23 protein-coding genes are annotated in these 24,769 nt (G+C 71.6%); 17 read left to right on the top strand and 6 right to left on the bottom strand.

Annotation, left to right across the window (positions count from 1 at the left end):
• Positions 1–38 precede the first annotated feature (38 nt).
• Positions 39–635, top strand: coding sequence for a hypothetical protein (locus ACFY6S_RS00600; protein WP_388828844.1), 597 nt, complete (start codon positions 39–41; stop codon positions 633–635).
• Positions 632–1,666, top strand: a complete 1,035-nt coding sequence (locus tag ACFY6S_RS00595) for a PrsW family intramembrane metalloprotease (RefSeq protein WP_388828847.1) — start codon at positions 632–634, stop codon at positions 1,664–1,666. The genes ACFY6S_RS00600 and ACFY6S_RS00595 overlap by 4 nt, the downstream gene beginning before the upstream one ends.
• Positions 1,667–1,780: 114 nt before the next feature.
• On the opposite strand, the gene ACFY6S_RS00590 is transcribed toward ACFY6S_RS00595, so the two are convergent.
• On the bottom strand, positions 1,781–3,340 hold the full coding sequence (locus ACFY6S_RS00590; protein ID WP_388829161.1) for an MDR family MFS transporter: 1,560 nt from the start codon (positions 3,338–3,340) through the stop codon (positions 1,781–1,783).
• A 98-nt stretch (positions 3,341–3,438) separates the two neighbouring features.
• Positions 3,439–4,143 carry a TetR family transcriptional regulator gene (locus tag ACFY6S_RS00585; protein ID WP_388829164.1) on the bottom strand — a complete coding sequence of 235 codons (705 nt, stop codon included), beginning with the start codon at positions 4,141–4,143 and terminating at the stop codon, positions 3,439–3,441.
• A gap of 103 nt (positions 4,144–4,246) precedes the next feature.
• Between ACFY6S_RS00585 and ACFY6S_RS00580 the strand changes: the two genes are divergently transcribed.
• Both ACFY6S_RS00580 and ACFY6S_RS00575 read left to right on the top strand, forming a co-directional pair.
• The gene (locus ACFY6S_RS00580) at positions 4,247–5,239 is read left to right on the top strand and encodes an aldo/keto reductase (RefSeq protein ID WP_388828850.1); all 993 of its coding nucleotides are present in this window, start codon (positions 4,247–4,249) and stop codon (positions 5,237–5,239) included.
• Positions 5,240–5,521: 282 nt separating this feature from the next.
• The gene (locus ACFY6S_RS00575) at positions 5,522–5,725 is read left to right on the top strand and encodes a cold-shock protein (protein ID WP_114626883.1); all 204 of its coding nucleotides are present in this window, start codon (positions 5,522–5,524) and stop codon (positions 5,723–5,725) included.
• Between the two features lie 92 nt (positions 5,726–5,817).
• On the opposite strand, the gene ACFY6S_RS00570 is transcribed toward ACFY6S_RS00575, so the two are convergent.
• On the bottom strand, positions 5,818–6,459 hold the full coding sequence (locus ACFY6S_RS00570) for a histidine phosphatase family protein (protein WP_388828853.1): 642 nt from the start codon (positions 6,457–6,459) through the stop codon (positions 5,818–5,820).
• 169 nt (positions 6,460–6,628) lie between these two features.
• On the opposite strand from ACFY6S_RS00570, the gene ACFY6S_RS00565 reads away from it, so the two are divergent.
• Positions 6,629–6,880: a type B 50S ribosomal protein L31 gene (locus tag ACFY6S_RS00565; protein ID WP_388828857.1), complete on the top strand. Its 252-nt coding sequence runs from the start codon at positions 6,629–6,631 to the stop codon at positions 6,878–6,880.
• A 182-nt stretch (positions 6,881–7,062) separates the two neighbouring features.
• Here the strand turns inward: ACFY6S_RS00565 and ACFY6S_RS00560 are convergent, their stop codons facing one another.
• Positions 7,063–7,521 (bottom strand): MarR family winged helix-turn-helix transcriptional regulator, encoded by a 459-nt coding sequence (locus tag ACFY6S_RS00560; RefSeq protein ID WP_388829167.1) that lies wholly within the window; start codon positions 7,519–7,521, stop codon positions 7,063–7,065.
• A gap of 145 nt (positions 7,522–7,666) precedes the next feature.
• On the opposite strand from ACFY6S_RS00560, the gene ACFY6S_RS00555 reads away from it, so the two are divergent.
• The 7 genes from ACFY6S_RS00555 (at position 7,667) to ACFY6S_RS00525 (ending at position 15,828) form a co-directional block, all read left to right on the top strand.
• The gene (locus tag ACFY6S_RS00555) at positions 7,667–8,881 is read left to right on the top strand and encodes an MFS transporter (RefSeq protein WP_388828860.1); all 1,215 of its coding nucleotides are present in this window, start codon (positions 7,667–7,669) and stop codon (positions 8,879–8,881) included.
• A gap of 282 nt (positions 8,882–9,163) precedes the next feature.
• A complete protein-coding gene (locus ACFY6S_RS00550; RefSeq protein WP_388828863.1) occupies positions 9,164–10,636 on the top strand; it encodes an acyl-CoA synthetase in 1,473 nt (490 codons plus the stop codon).
• A 206-nt stretch (positions 10,637–10,842) separates the two neighbouring features.
• Positions 10,843–11,799, top strand: a complete 957-nt coding sequence (locus ACFY6S_RS00545; RefSeq protein WP_388828866.1) for a DUF2510 domain-containing protein — start codon at positions 10,843–10,845, stop codon at positions 11,797–11,799.
• 152 nt (positions 11,800–11,951) lie between these two features.
• Positions 11,952–12,095, top strand: coding sequence for a hypothetical protein (locus ACFY6S_RS00540; RefSeq protein WP_388828869.1), 144 nt, complete (start codon positions 11,952–11,954; stop codon positions 12,093–12,095).
• Positions 12,096–12,246: 151 nt separating this feature from the next.
• Positions 12,247–13,740, top strand: a complete 1,494-nt coding sequence (locus tag ACFY6S_RS00535; RefSeq protein WP_388828871.1) for a UDP-N-acetylmuramoyl-L-alanyl-D-glutamate--2,6-diaminopimelate ligase — start codon at positions 12,247–12,249, stop codon at positions 13,738–13,740.
• A 742-nt stretch (positions 13,741–14,482) separates the two neighbouring features.
• The gene (locus ACFY6S_RS00530; protein ID WP_388828874.1) at positions 14,483–15,280 is read left to right on the top strand and encodes an alpha/beta hydrolase; all 798 of its coding nucleotides are present in this window, start codon (positions 14,483–14,485) and stop codon (positions 15,278–15,280) included.
• Between the two features lie 23 nt (positions 15,281–15,303).
• On the top strand, positions 15,304–15,828 hold the full coding sequence (locus ACFY6S_RS00525; protein ID WP_388828877.1) for a flavin reductase family protein: 525 nt from the start codon (positions 15,304–15,306) through the stop codon (positions 15,826–15,828).
• 72 nt (positions 15,829–15,900) lie between these two features.
• Here the strand turns inward: ACFY6S_RS00525 and ACFY6S_RS00520 are convergent, their stop codons facing one another.
• The gene (locus ACFY6S_RS00520) at positions 15,901–16,911 is read right to left on the bottom strand and encodes an alpha/beta fold hydrolase (protein ID WP_388828880.1); all 1,011 of its coding nucleotides are present in this window, start codon (positions 16,909–16,911) and stop codon (positions 15,901–15,903) included.
• Between the two features lie 304 nt (positions 16,912–17,215).
• Here ACFY6S_RS00520 and ACFY6S_RS00515 point away from each other — a divergent pair, with 304 nt between their 5' ends.
• Entirely contained in the window at positions 17,216–18,184 is a 969-nt protein-coding gene (locus tag ACFY6S_RS00515) for an SDR family NAD(P)-dependent oxidoreductase (protein WP_388828883.1), read from the top strand.
• A gap of 165 nt (positions 18,185–18,349) precedes the next feature.
• Here ACFY6S_RS00515 and ACFY6S_RS00510 read toward each other — a convergent pair whose 3' ends face one another.
• Positions 18,350–19,381, bottom strand: coding sequence for a LacI family DNA-binding transcriptional regulator (locus ACFY6S_RS00510; protein WP_388828886.1), 1,032 nt, complete (start codon positions 19,379–19,381; stop codon positions 18,350–18,352).
• Between the two features lie 277 nt (positions 19,382–19,658).
• Between ACFY6S_RS00510 and ACFY6S_RS00505 the strand changes: the two genes are divergently transcribed.
• The 4 genes from ACFY6S_RS00505 to ACFY6S_RS00490 all read left to right on the top strand — a co-directional run bounded on the left by ACFY6S_RS00505 (position 19,659) and on the right by ACFY6S_RS00490 (position 24,649).
• Positions 19,659–20,960 carry an ABC transporter substrate-binding protein gene (locus tag ACFY6S_RS00505; protein ID WP_388829170.1) on the top strand — a complete coding sequence of 434 codons (1,302 nt, stop codon included), beginning with the start codon at positions 19,659–19,661 and terminating at the stop codon, positions 20,958–20,960.
• A gap of 191 nt (positions 20,961–21,151) precedes the next feature.
• A complete protein-coding gene (locus ACFY6S_RS00500) occupies positions 21,152–22,165 on the top strand; it encodes a carbohydrate ABC transporter permease (protein WP_388828889.1) in 1,014 nt (337 codons plus the stop codon).
• An 18-nt stretch (positions 22,166–22,183) separates the two neighbouring features.
• Entirely contained in the window at positions 22,184–23,107 is a 924-nt protein-coding gene (locus tag ACFY6S_RS00495) for a carbohydrate ABC transporter permease (protein WP_388828892.1), read from the top strand.
• A gap of 84 nt (positions 23,108–23,191) precedes the next feature.
• Positions 23,192–24,649, top strand: a complete 1,458-nt coding sequence (locus ACFY6S_RS00490; protein ID WP_388828895.1) for a GH1 family beta-glucosidase — start codon at positions 23,192–23,194, stop codon at positions 24,647–24,649.
• The last annotated feature ends 120 nt before the right edge of the window (positions 24,650–24,769 follow it).

The raw sequence follows: 24,769 nt of genomic DNA, 5'->3' as shown, positions 1-24,769 counted from the left end.
GCGGCGGGGACCGCGCGGGCACACCTCAGAGGTGCCGGGTGAACCCGGCGCGGGCGTTCGGCGGGCATCCGCCCCGGCGGGTACTGCCGCTGGTGGCCGGTGTGCTGTTCGTCATGGCCGCTCTGACGGTGGGCTGGACGCTCATCGACCGGGCGCTGAGCGATCGCGAACGGCTGCCGGACGGCGCCCTGCTGGAGCTGGGACCGGCCTCCGGCGCCGCCGTCCTGCGGGTGGTGGGAGAGGGATGGTCGCTGGGCAAGTCGCAGAGCGATCCCAGCTCCTCGTACGCGCTCTCGCGCGACGGGGTCGACGTGGCCGCCGGGTATGTCGATCTGGCCACCACGGAGGCCGGCGTCGAGAGTCTGTGGACGGGGCTGCGGCGGGTCCAGTCCGTCGCGGACCCCCACAGCAGCCTGGGCGCGCCGCGTCCGGTGACCAGCGCCGAGGGCGCGCGGGGCAGCACCGGGACGCTGACCAGGGACGGCCGGAAGGGCACCGCGACCGTCTGGCTGTCACCCGGGGAGGCATACGCGGTGGAGGTCACCGTCCTCGCGAAGCCGGGGGCCGCCGCCGGCGTGATCGCGGAGGCCATGGCACTGGTCCACAGCGTGTCCTTCCCCCAGGGGGCGCGGTGACAGCCCCCGGCGCGTACGTCCGGGAGAGCGGCCACCCGCGCCGGCGGTCGGTCGGCCGGCTCACGGCCCTGCTGTGCGCCGTCGGCGCCGGTCTGATCGGCTACGAGTTCGCCGCCGTGGTCCGGGTCTTCCCGCACCTCGCGCTGCTGGCCTTCCTGCTGCTCGTGCTCACCGTCGCCGTCGGTACGGCCCTCCTGGCCCGGGTGCGGCCGTTCCGGGCGCCCCCGCGCGGATGGGCGTGGAGCGGGGTGGTCTGGGGAGCCACCGCGGCGACCGGCTGCGCCGTCGTGGCCAACAGCGGGCTCCAGGGCATCTGGGCCAAGGGCGCCGGGATCGACTTCGGCTCCCGCTGGGGCGCCGCGCTCACCGCACCGCTCAACGAGGAACTCCTCAAACTCTCCGGCGTACTGCTGATCGGCCTCAGCGCCCGCGCGCTCGTACGGGGACCGCTGGACGGCTTCTTCCTCGGCGCGTTCACCGGGCTCGGCTTCCAGGTCGTGGAGAACTGGACGTACGCGATGAACGCGATCCTGATCGGCGGGGGAGTGAACGGCACCACCGACGTCACCCAGTCCTTCACCACCCGGGTCCTGGTGACCGGCCTCGGCTCGCACTGGACGATGAGCGCGGTCGCCGGAACCGGCGTCGGTATCCTGCTCGCCCACGACGACCGGCCGGTACGCCGCCGCCTCCTGCCCGCCACCGCCTGCGTCCTGGTCGCCATGGCCATGCACTGGCAGTTCAACGCGCCCCTGCTGAACTCCGTCGCCGGTCTCGGCGTCAAGGTGGCGGTCAACTTCCTGGTCGCGGCCTGTTTCTATCTGGTCCTGCGCCACCGGGCCCGCAAGCGGGCCCGCGCCTTTCTGCACTCGCCGAGCACACCGTTCTCGCCCGAACTGCTCACCCGCCGCTCCCGGCGCCGTGTCCTGGAGCGGATCCCGCCCGCGAGCCGCCCCGCCGCTGCGGGGCGCGCCTCCGGCTATCTCGACCTGGTCGAGGAGTACGCCGCGCGGCGCGGGGACCTGCCGTAGACGCGGCGGACGCGCGGGCGGGGCGGCGGGTTCGCCGCGGCATCCGGAACGCGTCCGGCCCCGGACGCTCCCGAGCGGGGGAGCGGCCGGGGCCGGGGCGAGGCGGGGAAAGGGCTATCCCACCGGGGTGGGCGGCACGTCGAGGCCCTTGCCGGTCACCGGGTTCTCCTCGGCGAGGCGCTCCATGCCGCTCGTCGTCTTGAGCGGCTTCTCCTTGAGGAAGACCACCGCCACCAGCGTCAGCGCGGCGAACGGGGCGGCGACGAGGAAGAGTTCCGCGGTCGCCACACCGTAGGCGTGCTCCACCATCTCCCGCATCGGCGCGGGCAGCTTCGACATGTCCGGCACCGCGCTCTCGCCCGAGCCGGAGGCCGCCTGACCCGCGCCGCCCAGGCTCTTGGTCATCTCGGCGGCGACCCGGTTGGCCAGAATCGCGCCGAGCACGCTCGTACCGATCGTCCCGCCCATGCTGCGGAAGAAGGAGAGGACCGAGGTGGCCGCGCCCAGCTCCGCCGCCGGTACGTCGTTCTGCGCGACGAGCACCAGGTTCTGCATCAGCAGGCCGACACCGATACCGAGGACGGCCATGTAGACGCTGAGCACCCCGAAGCCGGTGTCGGCGTCGATCGTGGCCAGCAGCCCCAGGCCGACCGTCATGGTGACGGCGCCGACGATCAGGAAGATCTTCCACCGGCCGGTGGCGCTGATGAGCTGACCCGCCACGGTGGAGGAGACCAGCAGGCCGAGGATGAGCGGCAGGCTCATCAGCCCCGCGACGGTGGGGGACTTGCCCAGCGAGATCTGGAAGTACTGCGAGAGGAACACCGTGCCGCCGAACATGGCCACGCCGACCAGCAGGCTGGCGACGGTGGTCAGCGAGACGGTGAGATTACGGAAGATGTCGAGCGGGATGATCGGTTCGGGGACCCGGGACTCCACGAACACCGCGGCGACCAGGAGCACCAGGCCCGTGCCGGTCAGCGCGAAGGTCTGCCAGGAGAGCCAGTCGAAGTTGTTGCCCGCGAGGGAGACCCAGATGAGTATCGAGCAGACGCCCGCGACGATCAGGAACGCGCCCAGGTAGTCGATCTTCACCTCGCGGCGGACGGTGGGCAGCCGCAGCGTGCGCTGGAGCAGCAGGATCGCGGCCAGCGCGAACGGCACACCGATGAAGAAGCACCAGCGCCAGCCCAGCCACGAGGTGTCCACCATCACGCCGCCGACCAGCGGCCCGGCGACCGTGCCGACCGCGAAGACCGCGCCGAAGATACCGGCGTACTTGCCCAGTCGCCGGGGCGGGATGACCGCCGCCATGACGATCTGCGCGAGGGCGGTCAGACCGCCGGCGCCGATGCCCTGGACGACCCGGCTGAAGATGAGCAGGCCCACACCCTGCGAGAAGCCCGCCAGGAGGGATCCCACGACGAACATGGCGAGGGAGAGCTGCAGCAGCAGCTTCTTGTTGTAGAGGTCGGACAGTTTGCCCCACAGGGGCACGGTCGCCGTCATGGCCAGCAGCTCGGACGTGACGACCCAGGTGTACGAGGACTGGCTGCCGTTGAGGTCGGCGATGATGCGGGGCAGGGCGTTGGCCACCACGGTGCCGGCGAGGATCGCGACGAACATCCCGGCCATCAGCCCCGACATCGCCTGGAGTATCTGGCGATTGGTCATGGAGGTCGGCGCCTGGTCCGGCGCCTCTAGTGAACTCACGGTGTCCTTCTTCTCTTGAAGCTCAGGGATGTACTGAAGGGGGGAAGCGTGGGGTGGGGTCAGTCGTCGGCCGGCGGCTGCGGAAGCCCGGCGGCCAACTGGTCGAATACGCGCCCGAAGGTCTCCGTGAAGGTGACGGTCCGCGCGTGGGCGAACCAGTGTTCCGCGGAGACCCGCACGGCGGTGGTGGCGACGGCGGCGAGCAGTCGCGGGTAGAGGCCGAGGCCGGAGGTGTCCGGCCGCGCCTCGCAGCTGCCGGTCCGGACGGAGTCCCGCGGAGTACGTTCCGGCCCGTCGCCGGCCCCGGTCCCGTCGAGCCGCCGGGCGATGGTCTCGGCCAGCTGGAACTCCTCGGCCGTGTGCACCCCCAGACCGCGGACCAGCAGATGCGGGGAGCGCTGGAGGACCTTCGCCCGCAGGTCCCAGATCTCCTGCCGGTCCTCTATGTCGCCGAGTTCCTCGGCGAGCGCCTGGCGCACCGCGTCGAGCGGCGGAACGCCGGCCGGTGCCTCGCGCACCGCTCGCCGTACCCGTTCCCCCGCCGTGCTGTCGGTCATGACGAACACGTCGTCGTGGCAGTCGAAGTAGTTGAAGAACGTACGCGGGGAGACGCCGGCGGCCTCGCTGATCGCCTCGACCGTGACGTTCTCCGCGCCGTGCTCGGCGGCCAGCCTGATGGCCGCCTCGGAGAGCGCCGTTCGGGTCGCCTGCTTCTTGCGCTCCCGGAGCCCGAGAGCCGCACCTTCGTTCCTCACATCTTGCAGAGTATGCAAAAGTGCAGCATCCGCAAAATTATTAAATGGCCGCCGTCCCCGTACCGGGCCGGGGTCGTGGACGGGCCGGTACGGACACCGTGGTGGCCGTAGCATGATCCGTATGGAGCAGCGAGAGTTGGGCAGGACAGGGCGCGAGGTGTCCGTCGTCGGACTGGGAACGTGGCAGCTCGGCGCCGACTGGGGGAATGTGTCCGAACCGGACGCCCTGGCCGTCCTGGACGCGGCGGTCGAGTCCGGGGTCACCTTCTTCGACACGGCGGACGTGTACGGGGACGGCCGCAGCGAACAGCTGATCGGCCGGTACCTGAAGGACCGGCCGGACGCCGGGGTGTTCGTCGCGACGAAGATGGGTCGGCGCGCCGAACAGCTCCCGGAGAACTACGTCCTGGACAACTTCCGTATCTGGAACGACCGCTCCCGCGCCAACCTCGGCGTGGACACCCTGGATCTCGTGCAACTGCACTGCCCGCCCTCGCCGGTCCACGCGTCCGACGAGGTCTTCGACGCGCTCGACACCCTGGTGGCCGAGGAGCGGATCGCCGCGTACGCGGTGAGCGTGGAGACCTGCGCCGAGGCGCTCACGGCCATCGCGCGACCCGGGGTCGCGAGCGTGCAGATCATCCTCAACCCCTTCCGGACCAAGCCGTTGGAGGAGGTCCTGCCCGCCGCGCGGGCGGCGGGAGTCGGCATCATCGCGCGGGTGCCGCTCGCCTCCGGTCTGCTGGCGGGGAAGTACACCGCCGACACCGTGTTCGCGGCGGACGACCACCGTGCGTACAACCGCCACGGCGAGGCGTTCGACCAGGGCGAGACCTTCTCGGGCATCGACTACGAGACGGGGATCGCCGCCGCGGCCGAGTTCGCCACGCTGGCGCCCGCCGGTGCCACGCCGGCCGCGACCGCGCTGCGCTGGATCATCCAGCAGCCGGGCGTCAGCAGCGTCATCCCCGGTGCCCGCTCCGTGGAGCAGGCCCGTGCCAACAGCGGGGCGGCCGCGCTGCCGGCGCTGCCGGGGTCCGTGCTGGACGGTGTGCGGGAGCTGTACGACCGGCGGCTGCGCGACGCGATCCACCCGCGCTGGTAGACGTGGCACACGCGGTGCGGAGAACGCCGGGCGAACGGGTGAAGGTGGTCCTTTCGCACGCCGATCGGGCGGCTTCGGCGCAAGACTTGCTCGTTTCTGTGGCTGTATCGCTTCGGGCCATGTAGCGTCTTGATCAGCTGTCGTGGTTCCGAAGTACCGCTCGCCCGTGACGTGCCGTTACGGGCGTTTGTGCTGTTCAGCGTCTCTGCGGACCAGGGCGATCACCTCCGGTTCCCCGCACCGTGCGGGAAACCTCTGCGTCCCTTGAAACGGAGACTCGGCATGGCCAGTGGAACAGTGAAGTGGTTCAACTCGGAAAAGGGCTTCGGCTTCATCGCCCAGGACGGCGGCGGTCCCGACGTGTTCGCGCACTACTCGAACATCGCCACCCAGGGCTTCCGTGAGCTGACGGAGGGCCAGCAGGTCACCTTCGACGTCACGCAGGGCCAGAAGGGCCCGCAGGCGGAGAACATCCTCCCCTCCTGACCTCGGGCGGACCTCGTGTCCGCACAGGCATGGACGACCGGGCGCCGGTCCGCGGCGGAAGAATCCGCCGCGGACCGGCGCCCCGGCGCGTTTCAGGCCGTGTCATCCCTGGAACGCGCCGTGTGCGGCCGCACGCTCTCGGGCAGGGCGAGGTTCCAGGCGGTGATCACGGGACGGCCGTGCTCGGTGCCGAGCCGGGACAGGGTGCCCGTGGTGAGCTGGAACAGGGCGCCGGCGGCCGGCGCCAGCTCCAGATAGCGAGCGGTGAGCACACGGAGGAAGTGGCCGTGGGAGACGAGGGCGACATCGTCCTCGCCCGAGCGCAGGGTGTCCAGGGCCTCGGTCAGGACCCGGTCGGCGCGGTGACCGACGTCCGCCGGGCTCTCGCCCGGCCCGTCGGCGGGCCCTGGCGCGACACCGTCGGTCCACAGATCCCAGTCGGGGCGCGTGCGCAGGATCTCCGCGGACGTGACGCCCTCGTATCCGCCGTAGTCCCACTCGCGCAACTCGGGTGTGATCCGGAGCCGGTCGAGGCCGGCCAGCTCGGCCGTGCGCCGTGCGCGGACCGACGGGCTGACGAGAGCGAGCCCGATACGGCGCTCCGCCAGCAGCGGGGCGAGCGAGCGGGCCTCGCTCTCGCCGCGCCCGGTCATCGGCAGATCCGTCCTGCTGGTGTGCTGGCCGGACAGGGACCAGGCCGTCTCCCCGTGTCGCACCAAGATCAACTCACCCATGTGGGCCGCTCACCCTCCTGTTCCCGGAGCTCCGCTCCCGGAGCCCGCCGGCTCCAGTGTCCCTCGCCGCCTCAGCCGCACCCGGCGGGAATGCCGCTGGTCGCCAGCGTGTTGCAAGAGATGTACCCACTGGATGGAGAAGACCTCCATCGTACGGAGGGAGCGCCCTATGAAGCCTCGTATCCACCCCGTCTCCCGTCCCGTCGTCTACCGCGACCGTGCGGCGGGCACCGCGTTCCTGACGCGTTCGACCGCCGATTCGGCGCGGCGCGTGGAGTGGGAGGACGGCAACACGTACCCCGTCATTGACGTCGAGATCTCTTCCGCGAGTCACCCGTTCTACACGGGCAAGGGGCGTGTGGTGGACACCGCGGGCCGGGTGGAGCGTTTCGAGCGCCGGTACGGAAAGCGCGACGGCTGACCGCACCTCGCCGCTCGTACGCCTCCCGATCCGCGGAGGAACGCGTACGAAAAAGAAGGGACCGTACACAGGACACGAACGAATGACGTGTACGGACACGGAGCCGGACAGGGACCCGAAGAGGGCCGCTGTCCGGCTCTTTTCGCGCGTGTCCGGTCCCTGATGCCGAGGTGGCGGCCCTGTCAGGCGGATGTGCCGCGGGCCTCGACCGTCCTGACCAGGGGGGCCAGTTCGGGCAGTTTCGCCGCCGCGTCGAGCGCTTCCCGCAGCGCCGCGTCGTTGGTGGGCCGTGCCCGCGTGAGCAGGTCCAGGCCCTCCTCGCTGACATTGGTGTAGATCCCGCGGCGGTCGGTCGGGCACAGATAGCGGATCAGCAGGCCGCGGTCCTCCAGCCGGGAGACCAGGCGGGTGGTGGCGCTCTGGCTGAGCACGACGGCGTCCGCGACCTGCTTCATCTGAAGATGACCGTCCTCGCCGTCGTGCTGCCGGCTGAGCACGTCGAGCAGCGAGTACTCCCGGACGCTGAGGCCGTGACCGGCCTGCAGAGCGCGCTCGATGTGCCCCTCGATCCTGCTGTGCAGCAGAGAGAGGGCGCACCAGCCCTGCGCGAGTCCGGTCAGCGCGGTGTCCGTGGCGGTCATGGAGTCCTCCTGGGCGCGGGCGGCTGCGGGTCTGCTCACCAGGATAGAACAGCTCTGCAATATAGCGCGCTTGTCTATAGTAGGCGTCTGCAAGTATTGTGTTCGCTTGTAAAGCGCTCACGCAATCATTGGGAAGGGCCTATCCATGCCTCTCGCGCTACTCGCCCTCGCCATCGGGGCATTCGGCATCGGCACCACGGAGTTCGTCATCATGGGGCTGCTTCCCCAGGTGGCCACCGAGTACGGCGTCACGATCCCCACCGCGGGACTGCTCGTCACCGGCTACGCCCTCGGGGTCGTCGCCGGTGCCCCGCTGATGGCCGCCCTCGGGACCCGGATCCCCCGCAAGCGGATGCTGATGCTGCTGATGGGGCTTTTCGTCGTCGGCAACACCCTTTCCGCGCTGGCGCCCGGCTTCGGGCTGATGCTGGCCGGCCGCGTGGTCGCCTCGCTCGCCCATGGTGCCTTCTTCGGGATCGGGTCCGTCGTCGCGGCCTCGATGGTCGCCCCGCGGAAGAAGGCGGGCGCCATCGCCATGATGTTCACCGGACTGACCGTCGCCAATGTCGTCGGTGTGCCACTGGGCACCTTCATCGGACAGAGCGCCGGCTGGCGGGCCACCTTCCTGCTCGTCGCGGGCCTCGGGGTGCTCGGTCTGCTGGGGATCGCCCGACTGGTGCCGGAGCAGCCCATGCCCGAGGGGGTGCGGCTCCGGCACGAACTCGCCGCCTTCCGCGACGCCCAGGTGCTCCTCGCCATGGCGATGACCGTGCTCGGCTTCGGCGGGGTCTTCGCGGCGATCACCTACATCACCCCGATGATGACCGGGATCGCCGGCTTCGCCGAGTCCTCGGTCACCTGGCTGCTCGTTCTCTTCGGACTGGGCATGGTCGGCGGCAACCTCCTGGGTGGCAGATTCGCCGACCGCAGGCTGATGCCACTGCTGTACGTCACCCTCGGCGGGCTCAGCCTGGTGCTGGCGCTGTTCACGCTCACCGCCCACAACAAGATCGCGGCGGCCGTCACCATCGTGCTGATCGGCGGGCTCGGCTTCGCGACCGTGCCGCCGCTCCAGAAGAGGGTCCTCGACCGGGCTTCCGCCGCGCCCACACTGGCCTCAGCGGTCAATATCGGCGCCTTCAACCTCGGCAACGCCCTGGCGGCCTGGCTCGGCGGTCTGGTCATAGCCGCCGGACACGGATACACCGCGCCCAACTGGGTCGGGGCCGCGCTCGCCGGCTCCGCGCTCGTCCTCGCCTTCGTGTCCGGCGCACTGGAGCGCCGTACGCCCGCTCCCGCCGGGCCCGCCACCGCGCCGGCGAAGGACATACGCGAGACGGGTACCGCCGCCGTCCGCTGAGCCGCCGGGGCGTGCGTCGCGCAGGGACGTGCCCGCGTCGGCCCTCGTCACCTCCACCGCCCCGGATTTCCGACGGTGTCCTCAAGAGCCTCAAGCGCCGTCTTCCCTGTCGCGTCGAGGCTCCGGAAGGGGCGGCCTGGCCGGCCCGACCCCGACACCCTCGACTGACGGTGGCCGGGCGCGGCGGCGCCGGTGCCCGGGGCGCCACTCCTGCTGTGCGGACGGCGCCGAAGATGCCAGGCTTCGGACGACCGGTCTCGTCGACAGCAAGGAGAACGCCGCGTGTCCCCTCTCTTCCCGGCCCTCGCCGCACATTCGCCCCGCCCCGCCCTGCGGTTCGGCGACCGGGTCCTGACTCATGCCGAACTCGCCGACGAGGCCGGTGCCGTGGCCGCCGGGATCGCCGGAGCGCGCAGGGTCGCGGTCTGGGCCACGCCCACCCTCGGCACCGCGGTGGGCGTGGTGGCCGCGCTGCTCGCGGGGGTGCCCGTCGTCCCCGTCAACCCGCGCAGCGGCGCACGGGAGTTGGCGCACATCGTCGCGGACAGCGCGCCCACCCATGTCCTCGCCGGACCGGACGACGAGCTGCCGCCCGCGCTGGCGGCGCTGGTGCGCGTGGCCCCGTCGACGGGGCCATCAGCCGGGAGAGCCGAAGGGGCCGACGACGGACCACCGGTCACCGTCGCCTTCGCCGAACCCTCCCCGGAGGCGCCCGCGCTGATCGTCTACACCTCCGGCACCACGGGACCGCCCAAGGGCGCCGTGCTGCCCCGCCGGGCCGTCACCGCCACGCTGGACGCGCTGGCCGACGCCTGGCAGTGGACGGCCGACGACGTGCTCGTCCACGCGTTGCCCCTCTTCCACGTCCACGGCCTCATTCTCGGCGTCCTCGGTCCGCTGCGCCGGGGTGGCGAGGTGCGCCATCTGGGCCGGTTCGAGACCGAGGGCGTCGCCCGTGAACTCCTCTCGGGCGCCACGATGTTCTTCGGTGTCCCCACGATGTACCACCGCATCGCCGAGGCGCTGCCCGGGGACCCCGCACTGGCGAAGGCGCTGGCAGGGGCGCGGTTGCTGGTCTCGGGCTCGGCGGCGCTGCCCGTGCGCGACCACCGCAGGATCACCGCGGCGACCGGACGCGGTGTGGTCGAGCGCTACGGGATGACCGAGACCCTGATGAACACCAGCGTGCGCGCCGACGGCGAGGCCCGCGCCGGAACGGTCGGGCTGCCGCTGCCCGGCGTCGAACTCCGGCTGGTCGACGAGGCGGGCACGGCGATCGAGGCGTACGACGGGGAGAGCGTGGGCGAGATCCAGGTGCGCGGCCCGAACCTGTTCACGGAGTATCTGAACCGGCCCGACGCGACGGCCGAAGCCTTCACCGACGGCTGGTTCCGCACCGGCGACATGGCGATCCGGGACCCCGACGGCTACGTCCGTATCGTCGGACGCAAGGCCACCGATCTCATCAAGAGCGGGGGTTACAAAATCGGCGCGGGCGAGATCGAGAACGTCCTCCTGGAGCACCCCGGGGTACGGGAGGCGGCCGTGACCGGCGAGCCCGACGCGGACCTGGGCGAGCGGATCGTCGCCTGGATCGTTCCGGCACGCGCCGAAGCGCCGCCGTCCGCCGAGGAGTTGGCCGACCATGTCGCGGCGCAGCTCGCGGCGCACAAGAGGCCGCGCGTCGTGCGCTATCTCGACGCCCTGCCCCGCAACGACATGGGCAAGATCATGAAGCGGGCGCTGCACGACTGAGGGGCCGGCACGCGGGCCGACTCTCCGCTCGCCGCCGACTCCGTTCGCCACCGGTCCCGCCCACCACCGACGGAATCCCCAGGACGGGATCGGCGTCGACGGGCACGGCGCACGCGGGACGACACCAACGGGCAGGCAGGGCGCAGGGCGTGAATTCTCATGACCCTCTCACCAGCTTTTCAGACAGTGTGCTTAAAGTGAGCGTTGTGACCTACACGACTCCGCCCGGCTGGCATCCCGATCCAGGACACACAGGTGACGGCCCCCGTCAGGAACGATGGTGGGACGGTTCCGCGTGGACCGACGAACTCCGCGCGGCTCCGTCCGGCGCGTGGGGCCCGCCGGGCGCGCCGCCCTATCCCGCCGTACCGCCGACCGCGCCGCACGGCAAAGGCCGCCGTGTGATCGTCGGTGTCACCGCCGCGGTGGTGGCACTCGCTCTGGCGGGCGGCTTCTATCTGCTCGGCCGCGACAGCGGAGGCGGCGCGGCCCCAGCCGCCGACAGCGGATCCGCTCCGTCCGCCGCGCCCTCGCTCCCCGGGGACCGCTCCCCGGCGCCCGGGGGCCGCGGGGGAGAGGGCGGCTCGGGCGGCGGCGAGGGCGGCGCCCAGGAGCAGCCGCAGACCGAGGACGGGTACGCCACCGACGCGGCCAGCGGGATCAGCATTCCGGTACCGGACGGCTGGACCGGCGAGTCGGGGATGATCGGCGCCGGAGTGACGACCGGGAAGTACACCTGTCCCGGGGACTCGTCGGCGGACTGCGTGCGCGGCGGAGTGTTCTCCGCGCCCGCCGCCGCACTGAAGAACACCGCCAAGACGGCCAAGGCGTCCGCCGAGAAGGACATCGCCGCCAACGCCGAGGAGTCCTACGGCGGCGACACCTACGGGGTGTCCTCGCACGAACAGCTCAAGTCCGAGGCCGTCAGCGTGGCCGGGCAGAAGGGCTATCTGGTCCGCTGGAAGGTGGTCACCGGCAAGGGCGACGACGGCTACGTGCAGTCACTCGTCTTCCCCTCGCCCGCCACCCCGGACATGCTGGTCGTGGTGCGCTCCGGCTTCGACATCAACGACAAGGCACCCGGGCTCTCGGTCATGGACGACATCACGCGGGGCATCAAGGCCGCCCCGAGCACGGGTGGCGGCAGCGGACAGGGCGTCTGACCCGCCGCGCCCCCATCCTCGCGACTCCATCCGGGCGGGCCGCCGTGTGCGGCCCGCCCTTCCGTGCCGGCGCGCGGCCGGAGGGTGCGGCGCGCGGCGTCCGGCGGTCCGAGCGGCGCCGGGAGCCCGGCCACGGCCGTACACTCCCCACCATGGGTTGTACACGTGCCGTGCGGGTGTGCTCGCCACGGGCCGCCTGCGCGCGGCGCCGGGTCGGCTCCGGCACGCGCGCCACGGGCCACGGCCCGCTGCCGGCGACCGAAGCCGGCTGCCTCGCCGTACACGGCCACGGCTAGCGACCCTTCACCCCACCGGACGCCGATGGAGTTCCCTCCGCGTCTGCCGCTTCCTCCCGTAACACCGCGTCACCACGGACTCGTGGACCGTCGCCACACTTCCGCGACCCCACGACGTGCCACGGGGGTCGCGTCGACGAGAGGACCCCCTGTGAAGTTGAGCGAACTGCTCGCCGGGCACGACCACGAGATCCTCCGGGGCGATCCGGACACGGCGATCACCGCGGGCGTCGTCATCGACGCGCACCGAGTCTCGCCCGGTGCGCTGTTCATCGCCGTGCCCGGACACCCGGAGGGCGGACCCGAGGCCGTCGGCCCGGCCATCGCGCGGGGCGCGGTGGCGGTGCTGGTCGAAGCCGCGCCCCCGGGAGAGACAGCGGTCCGGACCGCCGCGACGACGCCCGTGGACACGGAGGCGTGTGTGGTCCGGGTCCGGGACGCGCGTACGGCGGCCTCCGTCGTCGCCGCCCGCTACCACGGCGAACCGGGGCGCGCGATGGACATCGTGGCCGTGACGGGCACCAACGGGAAGACCTCGGTCTCGTACATGGTCGAGTCCGTGCTGCGGCTCGCCGAGGGGGCCGGGGTCGGGGTCATCGGCACGGCGGGCAGCCGGATCGGCGACGAGCTGATCCCCATGCCGAGGACGGTGCTGACCACGCCCGAGGCGCCGGACTTCCAGTACCTGCTGGGACACATGCGCGATCGCGGGGTGACCACCGTGGTCCTGGAGGCCACGTCCATGGGGCTGTTGCAGCACCGGGTGGACCACGCGCACGTCGACGTCGGGGTCTTCACGAACCTGACGCAGGACCACCTCGACGACCACGGCACGATGGAGAACTACCGCGACGCCAAACTCCGCCTCTTCCAAGGGCTGTGCGAACGCGCCGTGGTCAACCTGGACGACCCGGTGGGCGCGTCGATCGGCGCGCTGATGCCGGGCGCCGTGACGACGTACGCACTCGACACCGAGGCGGACTACCGGGCCACCGACCTCGACATGGACGCGTACGGCACCCGGTTCACCCTCCACCACGCGGGGCGCAAGTACCCGGCGGCCATCCCCGTACCCGGCCGGTTCTCCGTGGCCAACGCCCTCGCCACCGTGGCCGCCTGCCATCTGCTGGGACACGGTCTGCCCGGACTGATCGGCGCGCTCGACCGGATGCCCCCGGTACCGGGGCGGTTCGAACGCTTCGAGACCCCGGCGGGCGTCTCGGTGATCGTCGACTACGCGCACTCCCCGGACTCGCTGGAGAAGGTGCTCACGGCCATCCGCGACTTCGCGCGCGGCCGGGTCATCACGGTCTTCGGCTGCGGCGGCGACCGCGACATCACCAAGCGCGCGCCGATGGGGGAGATCGCCGGCACCCACTCGGACCTGTGCGTGCTCACCTCGGACAATCCGCGGAACGAGGACCCCGGCACGATCATGGACCAGATCGCGCCGGGGCTCGACGCGACGGCGACCCGCTACGAGCGGCTCGTCGACCGCCGCGAAGCCATCGCGTTCGCCCTGGCCGAAGCGGGCCCGGACGATCTCGTGCTGATCGCCGGCCGCGGCAGCGAGCCGTACCAGATCGTCGGCGAGCGGCTCATTGCGTTCAGCGACATGGCGACCGTGCGCGAACTCTCCCTGTAAGGGCGGGCGGAGCGGCCCCGGAACCTCGGATCACCGGGACCGGCCGGGCGGTTGCCGGGCCGGTGGCGGCAGGCCGGGGCCGTCGCGCGGTCGGGCCCGGTTCGGCGAACACCGCCGGACCGGCCGCCGGCCCGACCCGGTCGGGCACCTCGGTCGCGGGGCCGATCGCGGGCGCCTCCGCGAGGTGAAAGCGCAGGTCGCCGGGGTTCGGACGGTGAGATACCCGCAGGTGTCCATTGACACCACCGCGCGTGGCCATGAGGATACGGGACATGCATTCGACGCACCCGGCCGTGGTCTGCCGCTTCGTGGATTACCTGCGCACCTCCAGCGCCCTCTGTCGCTGACGCCACCGAGGAGGCCGCGCCACGCCGTGCTCGGCGCTCCGGCGCACCCGCACCGGTGGAAGCCGCCGGTCACCCGAGGATCTGTCCGGCGGCACCGCACGCTCCTCCCGGCCCCGCCGCCACTGCCGCGTCCCATGATCCCTGCCGGTGCTGTGCCAACGGCCCTGACCGGCAGCCCTGTTGGGTCCCCGAGTGCGCCTTCTCGAAGGAGGCGCGCCCGCCCGCCCCTCGTCCCGCTCGCCCGGGCCGCCCGACGGCGCGCCCGCCCCACGGTCCACCTGCGCCCACACCGAACTCCGCTTCACGTAAAGCCTGTTCGCGAAGGGGGGCTCGCCGCTGCGAGCAGGGCGCCCCCCCGTCACCACCCCCGTACTCGACTCAACCGGAGGCCGACGATGACCGATCTGCGCAGCTGGCTGCCGCCCACCCCGATCGCTCCGCGCGGCACCCTGCTCCTGTTGCCCGGACGGGGCGAACACCCCTATGTCTACGAGCGGTTCGGGCGGCGGTTGGCGGCCGACGGCTATGTCGTCCACGCGCTCGGGACCACCCCCGACGACGACGCCGAAGCCGTGCTGGCCCGCGCTTCGGACGCGGCGGGAGCCGATCCCGCGGTGCCCGTCGTGCTGATCGGCAGCGACACCGGAGCGCTCCAGGCCCTGCACACCGCCGCCGCGGCCGACCCCGGGCTGCCGGTCGAGGGCATCGTCGTCGCCGGGGCCGCTCCGACCGCAGCCGGGACCGAGCCGCCGGCCGGCAGCGGTGTGGAAACCGTCGACCACCCCCACCCGTACGGCCCTCACGCCGACACGTACACCGACTGGGAAGGGGAACTGGCGGCGCGTACCGCCTGCCCGACCCATCGCGCACGGCTCACCGAGGACGCCGCGTTCCTACGGGGCCGGCTGACCGCGCCCGTACCCGGTCATCTGCTCACCGACGTGCGGCCCGCGGCGCCCGCGCTGATCCTGCACGGCGAGGCGGACCCGGTCACCCCGCCGGAGCAGGCCCGCGAGCTGGCGGCCCGGCTGCCGCGCGCCACACTCGGTGTGGTGCACGACGGGCTGCACGACGTCCTCAACGACGCCTCGCACCGCACGGCCGCCGCGGTGATCGTGCTGTGGCTCGAAAGGCTGCGTGCCGACCCCGGACTCAGCCCGATCCTCACGATCGAGCGGGGAGCGGCGCTGTGAGCGCCCGGACGAAGGGAGACGTGATGGCCGTGTCCACCGAAGGCGCCGTGCCCGCCGTGCCCGCCGCCGCGGCCGAGACCCTCCGTCGCACCCTGCGCCGTCACGCGGCCGGGGTCACGGTGATCACCGTCCCGGGGCCGGCCGGATTCACCGCCACCTCGTTCACCTCGGTCTCGCTGGAACCCGCGCTGGTCTCCTTCTGTCTCGGCCTCACGGCGTCGACCTGCGCGGCGGTCCGTGCGGCCGACCGCTTCGCCGTCCACGTGCTGGGCACCGGAAACACCACGCTCGCCCGGCAGTTCGCGCGCAGCGGCATCGACCGCTTCGCCGGAATCCCGTGGCGCGAGGACGACGACGGGGTGCCTCTGCTGGACGATGTACCGGCGTGGCTCACCGCCCGGGTGACGCTGCGGCAGCGCGTCGGTGACCATCTCCTGGTGGTCGGTGAGGTCGAAGCGGGCGGCGGCGAGGGTGAGGGGCCCGGCCTGGTCCATCACGACGGCGCGTTCGCCGCGTCCGTTCGGTTGCCACCGCACCACCGGGACTGACGCGCGGACGGTACGGGGCGGTTCCGCTACGGAGCCGGGCGGCCCGGTGCGCCGGTCACGGCCGTGCCCTGCTCAGGGGGTCGTGCCGGCGCAGCGGCCCCCGGCCACCGCCGTGCCCAGCGTCTCGGGGCGGCTGCTGTACGGCAGTTCGTCCAGCGACCGGTCGGTGCAGAAGCGAGCCATCAGATCGGAGAACTCCGCGATCCGCTCCACCGGGGCCAGATGGTCCGTCTCGTCGATGGTGAGGAACCGCGCCTCGGGCAGGGTCGCGGCCACGTCGCGTCCCATCTCCGGGGTGCACAGGGTGTCGTGCTCGCCGGTCACCACCAGGCTCGGGACGGCGGGCACCGGCTCCGGCCGGTACCACTCGTGCCGCATCAGCCGGGTGTTGTGCTCCGCCGACTTGCTCAGCTCCTCCGGGCTCTGGCCCGCGATCTGCTGGTAGACGAGCCGGGACACGGCGGCGTGCTTGCGGACCCGGCCGGTGCCGGGGGGCGACATGAAATGGTCGGCCAGCTCACGGGCGATGGTCTCCGTCTCGCCCCGGTCGATCATGACGGCCCAGCGCTCCATGGCCACCGCGTAGTCCGCCGGGATCCGGGTGGTCATGCCGACGAGCATCAGCCGGGCGACGAGATCCGGGTAGTGCTGGGCGAAGCGCACCCCCACCGCGCCGCCGTAGCAGGCCGCGATCAGATTGACGCGTGGCACGCCGAGTTCGGTGAGCAGATGGCGGACGGTGGCGGCGAGGAAGTCGATGCCGTAATGCGCGGGCAGGAAGTCGGCGGTCCCGTAGCCCGGCAGATCGACCGTGATCACCTGCCCCAGCGGACTCAGCCATTTCTCGTGCCGCACCCACGAGTTGCGGTCCTGCGAGGATCCGCCGAGCACGAGCATGGGCTCGGTCAGCGGTTCCTCGTGGTGCACGATCCGGCAGGTGTAGCGGAAGCCGTCGAACGTCAGGTCCCGCTCCTCGACCGGGCCGTCCGCTCCGGCGCTCCGCCCGTCGGCGGCCTGCCCCGGGATGACGGGGCGTGCGGCGGGCGGTGTCTGTTCCTGGTCGAGGACGGTATCGATGGACATGCTGACTCCAGAGGCTCCGGTACGTACAGGAACGTCCCTGCCTAGCAGTTGGTCACTTCGGGGCGGACATCAATGACCCGATCGTGGGCGCGTCGCGTCGCGTGGTCCGCTGGCGGATTCGGCCGTCGTACAACCGGACGGGAGAGGTCGGCCGCGACGGCGCCGGGGGAGCGGTGGCCCCGAACCCGGGCCGCACCCGCCGCCCGGAGGGGACCCTGTCCAGGGGCGATCACACGGGTGAAACCCCGGAGAGGCGGTCGGCGCGGTTGACTTCGAGCGCACTCCACTTCGTAGCCTGCGCCACATGACTACTGCTCAGCACAGGATCGGTTCGGGGTTCGGCGCCCGGAGCACGGCGGCGGAGGTACTGCGCGGCATCGACCTCACCGGCCGGCTCGCCGTCGTGACCGGTGGCTACTCCGGTCTCGGCCTGGAGACCACCCGGGCGCTCGCGGGCGCGGGCGCCCGCGTCGTCGTACCGGCCCGGCGGCCCGAGGTGGCGGCGAAGGCGCTCGACGGCATCGAAGGGGTGGAGGTCGACGAGCTGGATCTCGCCGATCTCGACAGCGTGCGCGCCTTCGCCGAGCGGTTCCTCGGCTCCGGCCGCACCATCGACATCATGATCAACAACGCCGGGATCATGGCCTGCCCCGAAACCCGGGTCGGCCCCGGCTGGGAGGCGCAGTTCGCCACCAACCACCTCGGCCACTACGCGCTCGTCAACCGCCTCTGGCCGGCGATCGAGCCCGGCGGCGCACGGGTCGTCTCGGTGTCGTCGTCCGGTCACCGGATCTCCGGCATCCGCTGGGACGACCCCATGTTCGAACAGGGCTACGACAAGTGGCAGGCGTACGGCCAGGCGAAGACGGCCAACGCGCTGTTCGCCCTGCGGCTCGACGCGCTCGGCGAGGAGATGGGGGTGCGGGCCTTCTCGCTCCACCCCGGTGGCATCCTCACCCCGCTCCAGCGTCATCTGACCCGGGAGGAGATGGTCAGGTCGGGCTGGATCGACGAGAACGGTGCCTTGGTGAACACCTCCTTCAAAACACCGGAGCAGGGAGCTGCCACCCAGGTCTGGGCGGCGACCTCCCCCCGGCTGGCGGGCGAGGGCGGGGTCTTCTGCGAGGACTGCGACATCGCGGAACCGCATACTCCGGACGGCCCCGTTCCCGGTGGGGTCAGCGCCCACGCCACCGACCCCGAGCAGGCGGCCCGGCTGTGGCGGATGTCCGCGGATCTCACCGGGGTCGACGCCTTCGCGCCGCCGGCCTGACCCCCCGGCTCGCGGGCGTGCCCGAGCACGCCGCGTCCCGCCGTACGGTGCGTCCCCGTCCCCGTCCGCTCCGTACGGTACGCCCTCGCCCGTACGGAGCGGACGGGCGCGGGCGTACCGTACGACCGGCCCGTCGCGCGCGGACGGCGCCGCGGGGGCCGGCGCTCATGTGGTGCTGCGGTGGGTGAGCGTGGTGGGCAGGGTCAGCGAGCGGTGCGCGAGCGCGGGCTCGTTGATCTCATCCAGGAGCAGCCGGGTGATCGTACGCCCCAGCTCCTCCGTCGGCTGACTCACACTCGTCAGCGGCGGCACCGTGTGACGGGCGACGATGGAGTCGTCGAAACCGATCACCGCCACATCCTCCGGCACCCGCCGGCCCCGCTCCCGCAGCACGGTCAGCGCGCCCGCCGCCATCACGTCCGACGCGACGAAGACGGCGTCGAGCCCCGGCCGGCGTTCGAGAAGTTCACGCATGGCGGCGCGCCCGCCCTCCTCGGTGAAGTCGCCCGGGGCGACCAGCGCTTCGTCCGGTGCGGGCGCGCCCCTCTCGGCGTGGGCGTCGCGCCATCCGCTCAGCCGGCTCCGGCCCACGTCCATGTCGAGCGGTCCGGTGATCGTCGCGATGATCCGGCGCCCCCCGTCGAGCAGATACCGTACGGCCTGCGCCGCGCCCCCCGCGTTGTCGGAGTGCACATGGCTCAGCGCCTCGTCGCTCGTGCGCCGCCCCGCCAGCACCGTCGGTATCCGTGACATCTCCAGGAACGCGGGCAGCGGGTCGTCGCGGTGGACCGCGACCAGCAGCACCCCGTCGACCCGGCGCGCCTCCACGAACCGGATGAGCCGGTCCCGCTCGCGCTGGTCCCGCACGAGGATCAGCAGCAGCTGCATGTCGGTGTCGGCCAGCTCCGTGCTGACTCCCCTGATGACCGCCGAGAAGTACGGCTCGGACGCGAGCCGGCTCTCCGACTCGGGGATCACCAGCGCGATGCTGTCGGTCCGGCTGGTGACCAGGGACCGGGCGGCCGGATTCGGTACGTACTTGAGTTCCGCGATGGCCGCCTCGACGGCGGACCTGGCCCTCGCGCTCACCCCGGGAGCGCCGTTGACGACGCGCGAGACGGTGCCGCGGCCCACGCCCGCCAGCTGGGCCACGGCTTCAAGAGTTGGCCTCTGGCCTGGCTGTTTACGGCTGCTCATCGCGTCTCCTGACTCTTGCTCTCCCACGGCGCCAGAGCGCTCACCAGGAGATTGTGCCGACCGACCGGTGTACCGGCGGCTCGGAGCCGGCGCCCGGACACATTCCCGCAACGGAACCGACTTCGACTCTTGACACGACCCTGTGTCTACGGAGAGTCTTCCACAACCCGTTGGGAGCGCTCCCATTTTCATCCCGGGGCGGGTCTCTCATCCAGTCGATCCTGAGCCGCAGCGGGCGCACGCCGGGGCGCCGCTGCTAGGAGGAAGCACCATGGGCATGGCCCGTCATCGCTTCGGTTCCACCCTCGCGTCCGCGACAGCGGCCGCGGTCTCGCTCGTACTCGTCGCCGGCTGTTCCAGCGGCGGCGACGCGGACAAGGCGACCACCAAGGACGGCAAGACCGTCATCAGCATGGGCCTCTTCGGGGTCATGGGGTACAAGGAGAGCGGCCTCCTCGACCGCTACATGAAGGAAAACCCCACCATCAAGATCGAGGCCGATGTGGCCGGTGACGAGCAGACGTACTACACCGCGCTGCAGACGCACCTGGCGGCCGGCAGCGGTCTCAAGGACATCCAGGGGATAGAGATAGGCCGCGCCAAGGAACTGGTCGACACCCAGGCCGACAAGTTCATGGATCTCTCGAAGACCGAGGGCATCGATCACTTCCTGCCGTGGAAGCTGAGCCAGGTCACCGCCAAGGACGGCAAGCTGCTGGGGCTGGGCACCGACATCGGCCCGATGGCGGTCTGCTACCGCAAGGACCTGTTCGAGCAGGCCGGGCTGCCGACCGACCGCGAGGAGGTGGCGAAGCTGTGGGCGGGGGACTGGTCCAAGTACGTGGAGACCGGCCGGACCTTCAAGCAGAAGTCGAAGGACAAGAAGGTCTCCTTCATGGACAGCTCCAGCGGGCTGTTCAACGCGATGATCTACGGCGCTGAGAAGCAGTTCTACGACGAGGACGGCAAGCTCATCTACCAGGACAACCCGGTGGTGAAGGACGCCTGGAACCTCGCGGTCTCGGCCGGCAAGGACGACCTGACCGCCAAGCTGCCCCAGTTCCAGGCCGGTTGGGACCCGGGGCTGGCCCAGTCGACCTTCGCCTCCACCGTCTGCCCGGCCTGGATGCTCGCCCACATCAGCGAGAAGGCCGGACCGGCGAACAAGGGCAAGTGGGATGTCGCCCGGGCGCCCAAGGGCGCCAACTGGGGCGGCGCGTTCCTCGGCGTGATGGAGAAGAGCCCGGTCAAGGAGGAGGCCCGGAAGCTGGTCGCCTGGCTGACCGCGCCCGAGCAGCAGGCGTACGTCTTCGAGAAGCTCGGAAACCTTCCCTCCTCGAAGACGGCGATCGACCTCCCGGCGGTCGCCGACGCCAAGTCCGAGTACTTCAGCGACGCGCCGATCGGCCAGATCTTCGGCGAGGCGGCGAAGGAGATCCCGGACAAGCAGGTCCTGGGACGCAAGGACGGCAACATCAAGGACACGTTCTCGCAGGGACTTCAGCTGGTCGACAAGGGCAAGGACGCCGACGAGGCGTGGAAGACGACCGACGAGCGGATCAAGAAGCTGACGCGTTGATCTGAGCCTGCCGCCGGAGCCCTCCGGCCGACGCGCTCCGCTCCGGCGGCCGGTGCCCTCCCGGCCCGGCCGCCCGGGCGGAGGCCACCCGGCAGGCTCACCGGGACCCGCGGCCCCCGCCGGTCCCGCGCACCACCGTCACCGCACCACCGTCACCGCACCACCGGTCAACTCCACGGAAGGAAGCCCTTGTGGCCACCTCCACCCCGGCAGCCCCCACGGGCGGGCAGCCGCACCTCGCGCCAGCCGGTCCCCCCGGGAAGGGCGGCGCGGGCGGCGGTTCCTCCCGGCAGTCGCGACGCACCCTCATCCACCGGCTCGACCTCGGGGCGATGCCGTACGGATTCATCGCCCCGTTCTTCCTGATCTTCGGCGCCTTCGGTCTCTACCCGCTGCTCTACACCTTCTGGATCTCGCTGCACCGCGTCGAGCTGTCCACGATGCACACGCGGGAGTGGCGCGGCCTCGCCAACTTCACCGAGCTGATCCAGGACGACCTGTTCTGGAACGCGCTGGCCAACACCTTCACCATCGGCGTCATCTCCACCGTTCCGCAGCTGCTGATGGCGCTCGGCCTGGCCCATCTGCTCAACTACCGGCTGCGGGGCTCGGTGTTCTTCCGGGTCGCCGCCCTCGCTCCGTACGCCACGTCGATCGGCGCCGCCGCGCTGGTCTTCACCATGCTGTTCGAGCGCGACTTCGGGATGGTCAACTGGGCTCTCGGCACGGTGGGGATCGACTCCATCGACTGGTCGAGCGAGAAGTGGCCCGCCCAGTTCGCCATCTCCACCATCGTGATCTGGCGCTGGACCGGCTACAACGCGCTGCTCTACCTGGCCGCCATGCAGGCCATCCCGAGGGACCTCTACGAAGCCGCGGCGATCGACGGGGCCTCGCGCTGGCAGCAGTTCCGTACCGTCACGATCCCGGGCATCAGCGCCACGATCATCTTCACCATCGTGCTCTCCACGATCGGCGCGACCCAGCTGTTCGGCGAACCGCTGATCTTCGGACAGGGGCCGAACGGTGTCAGCGGCGGCGCCGACAACCAGTACCAGACGCTCGGCCTGCTGCTCTACGAGGAGGGCTGGAAGAACTACCAGATGGGTCGGGCGTCGGCGATCGCCTGGGCCATGTTCCTCATCCTCGTCCTCGTGTTCGTCCTCCAGCGCGTCATCGGGCGCGTCACATCCCGCAAGTCCTGACCAGGGAGCCAGCAGCCCATGACCACCGATATCGCACCGGTCCTGGCGGACGCGCAGGACCGGACCTCGCCCTCGCGCCCCGCCGAGCGCCGGTTCGGCCGCGCGCTGCGGCCGGGCGCGGGCCGCCAGCACCACGCCGGTCCGCTCGCCTACGTCCTGCTCGGCTTCGCCGCCCTGGTCTCCCTCTTCCCGCTGTACTGGACGATGGTGGCCGCCTCCACCGACAACACGCGGGTGACCCAGAGCCCGCCGCCCTTCCTTCCGGGGCCGAACCTGTTCAAGAACCTGGGCCGGGCGTGGACCGAGGCCGCCATGGGCCAGGCGATGCTGAACAGCCTGATCGTCGCGGGCGTGATCGCGCTCTCGACGGTCTTCTTCGCCACCCTGGCCGGATTCGCCTTCGCCAAGCTCCGCTTCAAGGGCCGCAACGCCCTGCTGATGCTGGTCATCGGCACGATGATGGTCCCGCCGCAGCTCGGGGTCGTCCCGCTGTTCATGATGATGGCCGACCTCGGCTGGGGGCAGAAGCTGCCCTCCGTGATCTTCCCGACGCTGGTCAGCGCGGTCGGGGTGTTCTTCATGCGGCAGTACCTGAAGGAGGCGCTGCCCGACGAACTGATCGAGGCGGGGCGGATCGACGGCGCGCACTCGCTGCGGATCTTCTGGTCCATCGTGCTGCCGATCGCCCGGCCGCCGATGGCCGTCCTCTTCATGATCACGTTCGTGCAGGCGTGGAACGACTTCTTCTGGCCCTTCATCGCCCTCGACATGACGAATCCGACGGTGCCGGTGGCCCTCACCCAGCTCAGCGCGGGCTATGTCAGGGACCAGTCGGTCATCATGGCCGGCGCGCTGCTCGGCACGCTGCCCCTGCTCGCGATGTTCATGGTCTTCGGCCGTCAGATAGTCGGCGGCATCATGCAGGGCGCCGTCAAGGGCTGACCCGCCGTCAGGGCGTTCGCCCGTCACCTTCTCCCACGCTCCACCGTTCCCCGTACACCGTCACAACTCTGCGGAAGGACCCCTGTGGCCACCTCCACCTCCACCGCCGCGCTCCCCTCCGGGCAGCTCCCGGATCCCGCGGCGCCCCTCACGTTCCCCGCCGGCTTCCTGTGGGGCACCGCGACAGCCGCCTACCAGATCGAGGGCGCCGCCCGGGAGGACGGCCGTACCCCGTCCATCTGGGACGTCTACTCCCACACCCCGGGGCGCGTGCGCAACGGCGACACCGGTGACATCGCCACCGACCACTACCACCGCTGGCCCGAGGACATCGAGATCATGTCCGGCCTCGGCGTCGGCGCGTACCGCTTCTCGGTCTCCTGGCCCCGCGTCCAGCCGACCGGCAACGGGCCCGCCTCGGTGAAGGGCCTCGACTTCTACCGGCGACTGGTCGACGGACTGCTGGAGAAGGGCATCCAGCCCGTCGCCACCCTCTACCACTGGGATCTCCCGCAGGAGCTGGAGGACGCGGGGGGCTGGCCCGAGCGGGACACCGCCTACCGGTTCGCCGAGTACGCGGGTCTCGTCGCTGACGCCCTCGGCGACCGGGTCGCCACCTGGACGACGCTCAACGAGCCCTGGTGCAGCGCGTTCCTGGGCTACGCCTCCGGTGTCCACGCCCCGGGCCGCACCGACGCCGCCGATTCGCTGCGCGCGGCGCACCACCTCAACCTGGGCCACGGTCTCGCGGTCACGGCGCTGCGTGAGCGGCTGCCCGCGGAGGCGCAGGTGTCCGTCACGCTCAATCTGCACCACGTACGCCCGCTGACGCCGAGTGAGCGGGACGCCGACGCGGTGCGCCGGATCGACGGCACCGCCAACCGGATCTTCACCGGCCCCATGCTGGACGGCGCGTACCCGGCGGACCTGATGGAGGACACCGCGTCCGTCACCGACTGGTCGTTCGTCCGGGACGGCGACCTCGCGCTCATCCACCAGCCGCTCGACTTCCTCGGCGTCAACTACTACTCGCCGACGCTCGTCTCCCACCACGAGGGCCCCGCCGTCCACGGCTCCGACGGGCACGGCGCGAGCGAGCACAGCCCCTGGCCGGGCGCCGACCACGTCGCCTTCCACCAGACCCCCGGCAGCAGGACCGCGATGGGCTGGACGATCGACCCGAGCGGGCTGTACGAGCTGCTGACCCGGGTACAGCGGGAGCACCCCGGGCTGCCCCTGATGATCACGGAGAACGGCGCGGCCTTCGACGACTACGCGGGGCCCGACGGCGAGGTCCGCGACCCCGAGCGCATCGCCTATCTCCGCGACCACCTCGCCGCCGTCCACCGGGCCATCGAGGCGGGGGCCGACATCCGGGGCTACTTCCTCTGGTCGCTGCTCGACAACTTCGAGTGGGCGTACGGCTACGGCCGGCGCTTCGGGATGGTGTACGTGGACTACGCGAGCCAGCGCCGCACCCCCAAGGCCAGCGCGCACTGGTACGCCGAGCTGGCCCGTACGGGCACGCTGCACACCCGGTAGCGGGTGGAGCACGGGAGCGGCGGGGCCGTACGCGGGGCTCCGCCGCTCCGGCGCGTCCGGAACAGGGGCGCGCCGGAGCGGCAGGGGGCGGGCGGCGGGCGCGGAAGCGTACCGGGCCCG

The sequence above is a fragment of the Streptomyces sp. NPDC012835 genome (assembly GCF_042900885.1).
Taxonomy (GTDB): Bacteria; Actinomycetota; Actinomycetes; order Streptomycetales; family Streptomycetaceae; genus Streptomyces.
This window is presented reverse-complemented; position numbering and strand designations above follow the sequence as displayed.

Excerpts from the sequence above, each read along its gene's own strand:
- ACFY6S_RS00575 (WP_114626883.1), top strand. The coding sequence starts at position 5,522 with ATGGCCAGTGGAACAGTGAAGTGGTTCAACTCGGAAAAGGGCTTCGGC.
- ACFY6S_RS00570 (WP_388828853.1), bottom strand. The coding sequence starts at position 6,459 with ATGGGTGAGTTGATCTTGGTGCGACACGGGGAGACGGCCTGGTCCCTG.
- ACFY6S_RS00520 (WP_388828880.1), bottom strand. The coding sequence starts at position 16,911 with ATGTCCATCGATACCGTCCTCGACCAGGAACAGACACCGCCCGCCGCA.
- ACFY6S_RS00580 (WP_388828850.1), top strand. The coding sequence starts at position 4,247 with ATGATCCGTATGGAGCAGCGAGAGTTGGGCAGGACAGGGCGCGAGGTG.
- ACFY6S_RS00510 (WP_388828886.1), bottom strand. The coding sequence starts at position 19,381 with ATGAGCAGCCGTAAACAGCCAGGCCAGAGGCCAACTCTTGAAGCCGTG.
- ACFY6S_RS00540 (WP_388828869.1), top strand. The coding sequence starts at position 11,952 with ATGGGTTGTACACGTGCCGTGCGGGTGTGCTCGCCACGGGCCGCCTGC.
- ACFY6S_RS00515 (WP_388828883.1), top strand. The coding sequence starts at position 17,216 with ATGACTACTGCTCAGCACAGGATCGGTTCGGGGTTCGGCGCCCGGAGC.
- ACFY6S_RS00495 (WP_388828892.1), top strand. The coding sequence starts at position 22,184 with ATGACCACCGATATCGCACCGGTCCTGGCGGACGCGCAGGACCGGACC.
- ACFY6S_RS00560 (WP_388829167.1), bottom strand. The coding sequence starts at position 7,521 with ATGACCGCCACGGACACCGCGCTGACCGGACTCGCGCAGGGCTGGTGC.
- ACFY6S_RS00525 (WP_388828877.1), top strand. The coding sequence starts at position 15,304 with ATGGCCGTGTCCACCGAAGGCGCCGTGCCCGCCGTGCCCGCCGCCGCG.
- ACFY6S_RS00505 (WP_388829170.1), top strand. The coding sequence starts at position 19,659 with ATGGCCCGTCATCGCTTCGGTTCCACCCTCGCGTCCGCGACAGCGGCC.
- ACFY6S_RS00530 (WP_388828874.1), top strand. The coding sequence starts at position 14,483 with ATGACCGATCTGCGCAGCTGGCTGCCGCCCACCCCGATCGCTCCGCGC.
- ACFY6S_RS00590 (WP_388829161.1), bottom strand. The coding sequence starts at position 3,340 with ATGACCAATCGCCAGATACTCCAGGCGATGTCGGGGCTGATGGCCGGG.
- ACFY6S_RS00555 (WP_388828860.1), top strand. The coding sequence starts at position 7,667 with ATGCCTCTCGCGCTACTCGCCCTCGCCATCGGGGCATTCGGCATCGGC.
- ACFY6S_RS00565 (WP_388828857.1), top strand. The coding sequence starts at position 6,629 with ATGAAGCCTCGTATCCACCCCGTCTCCCGTCCCGTCGTCTACCGCGAC.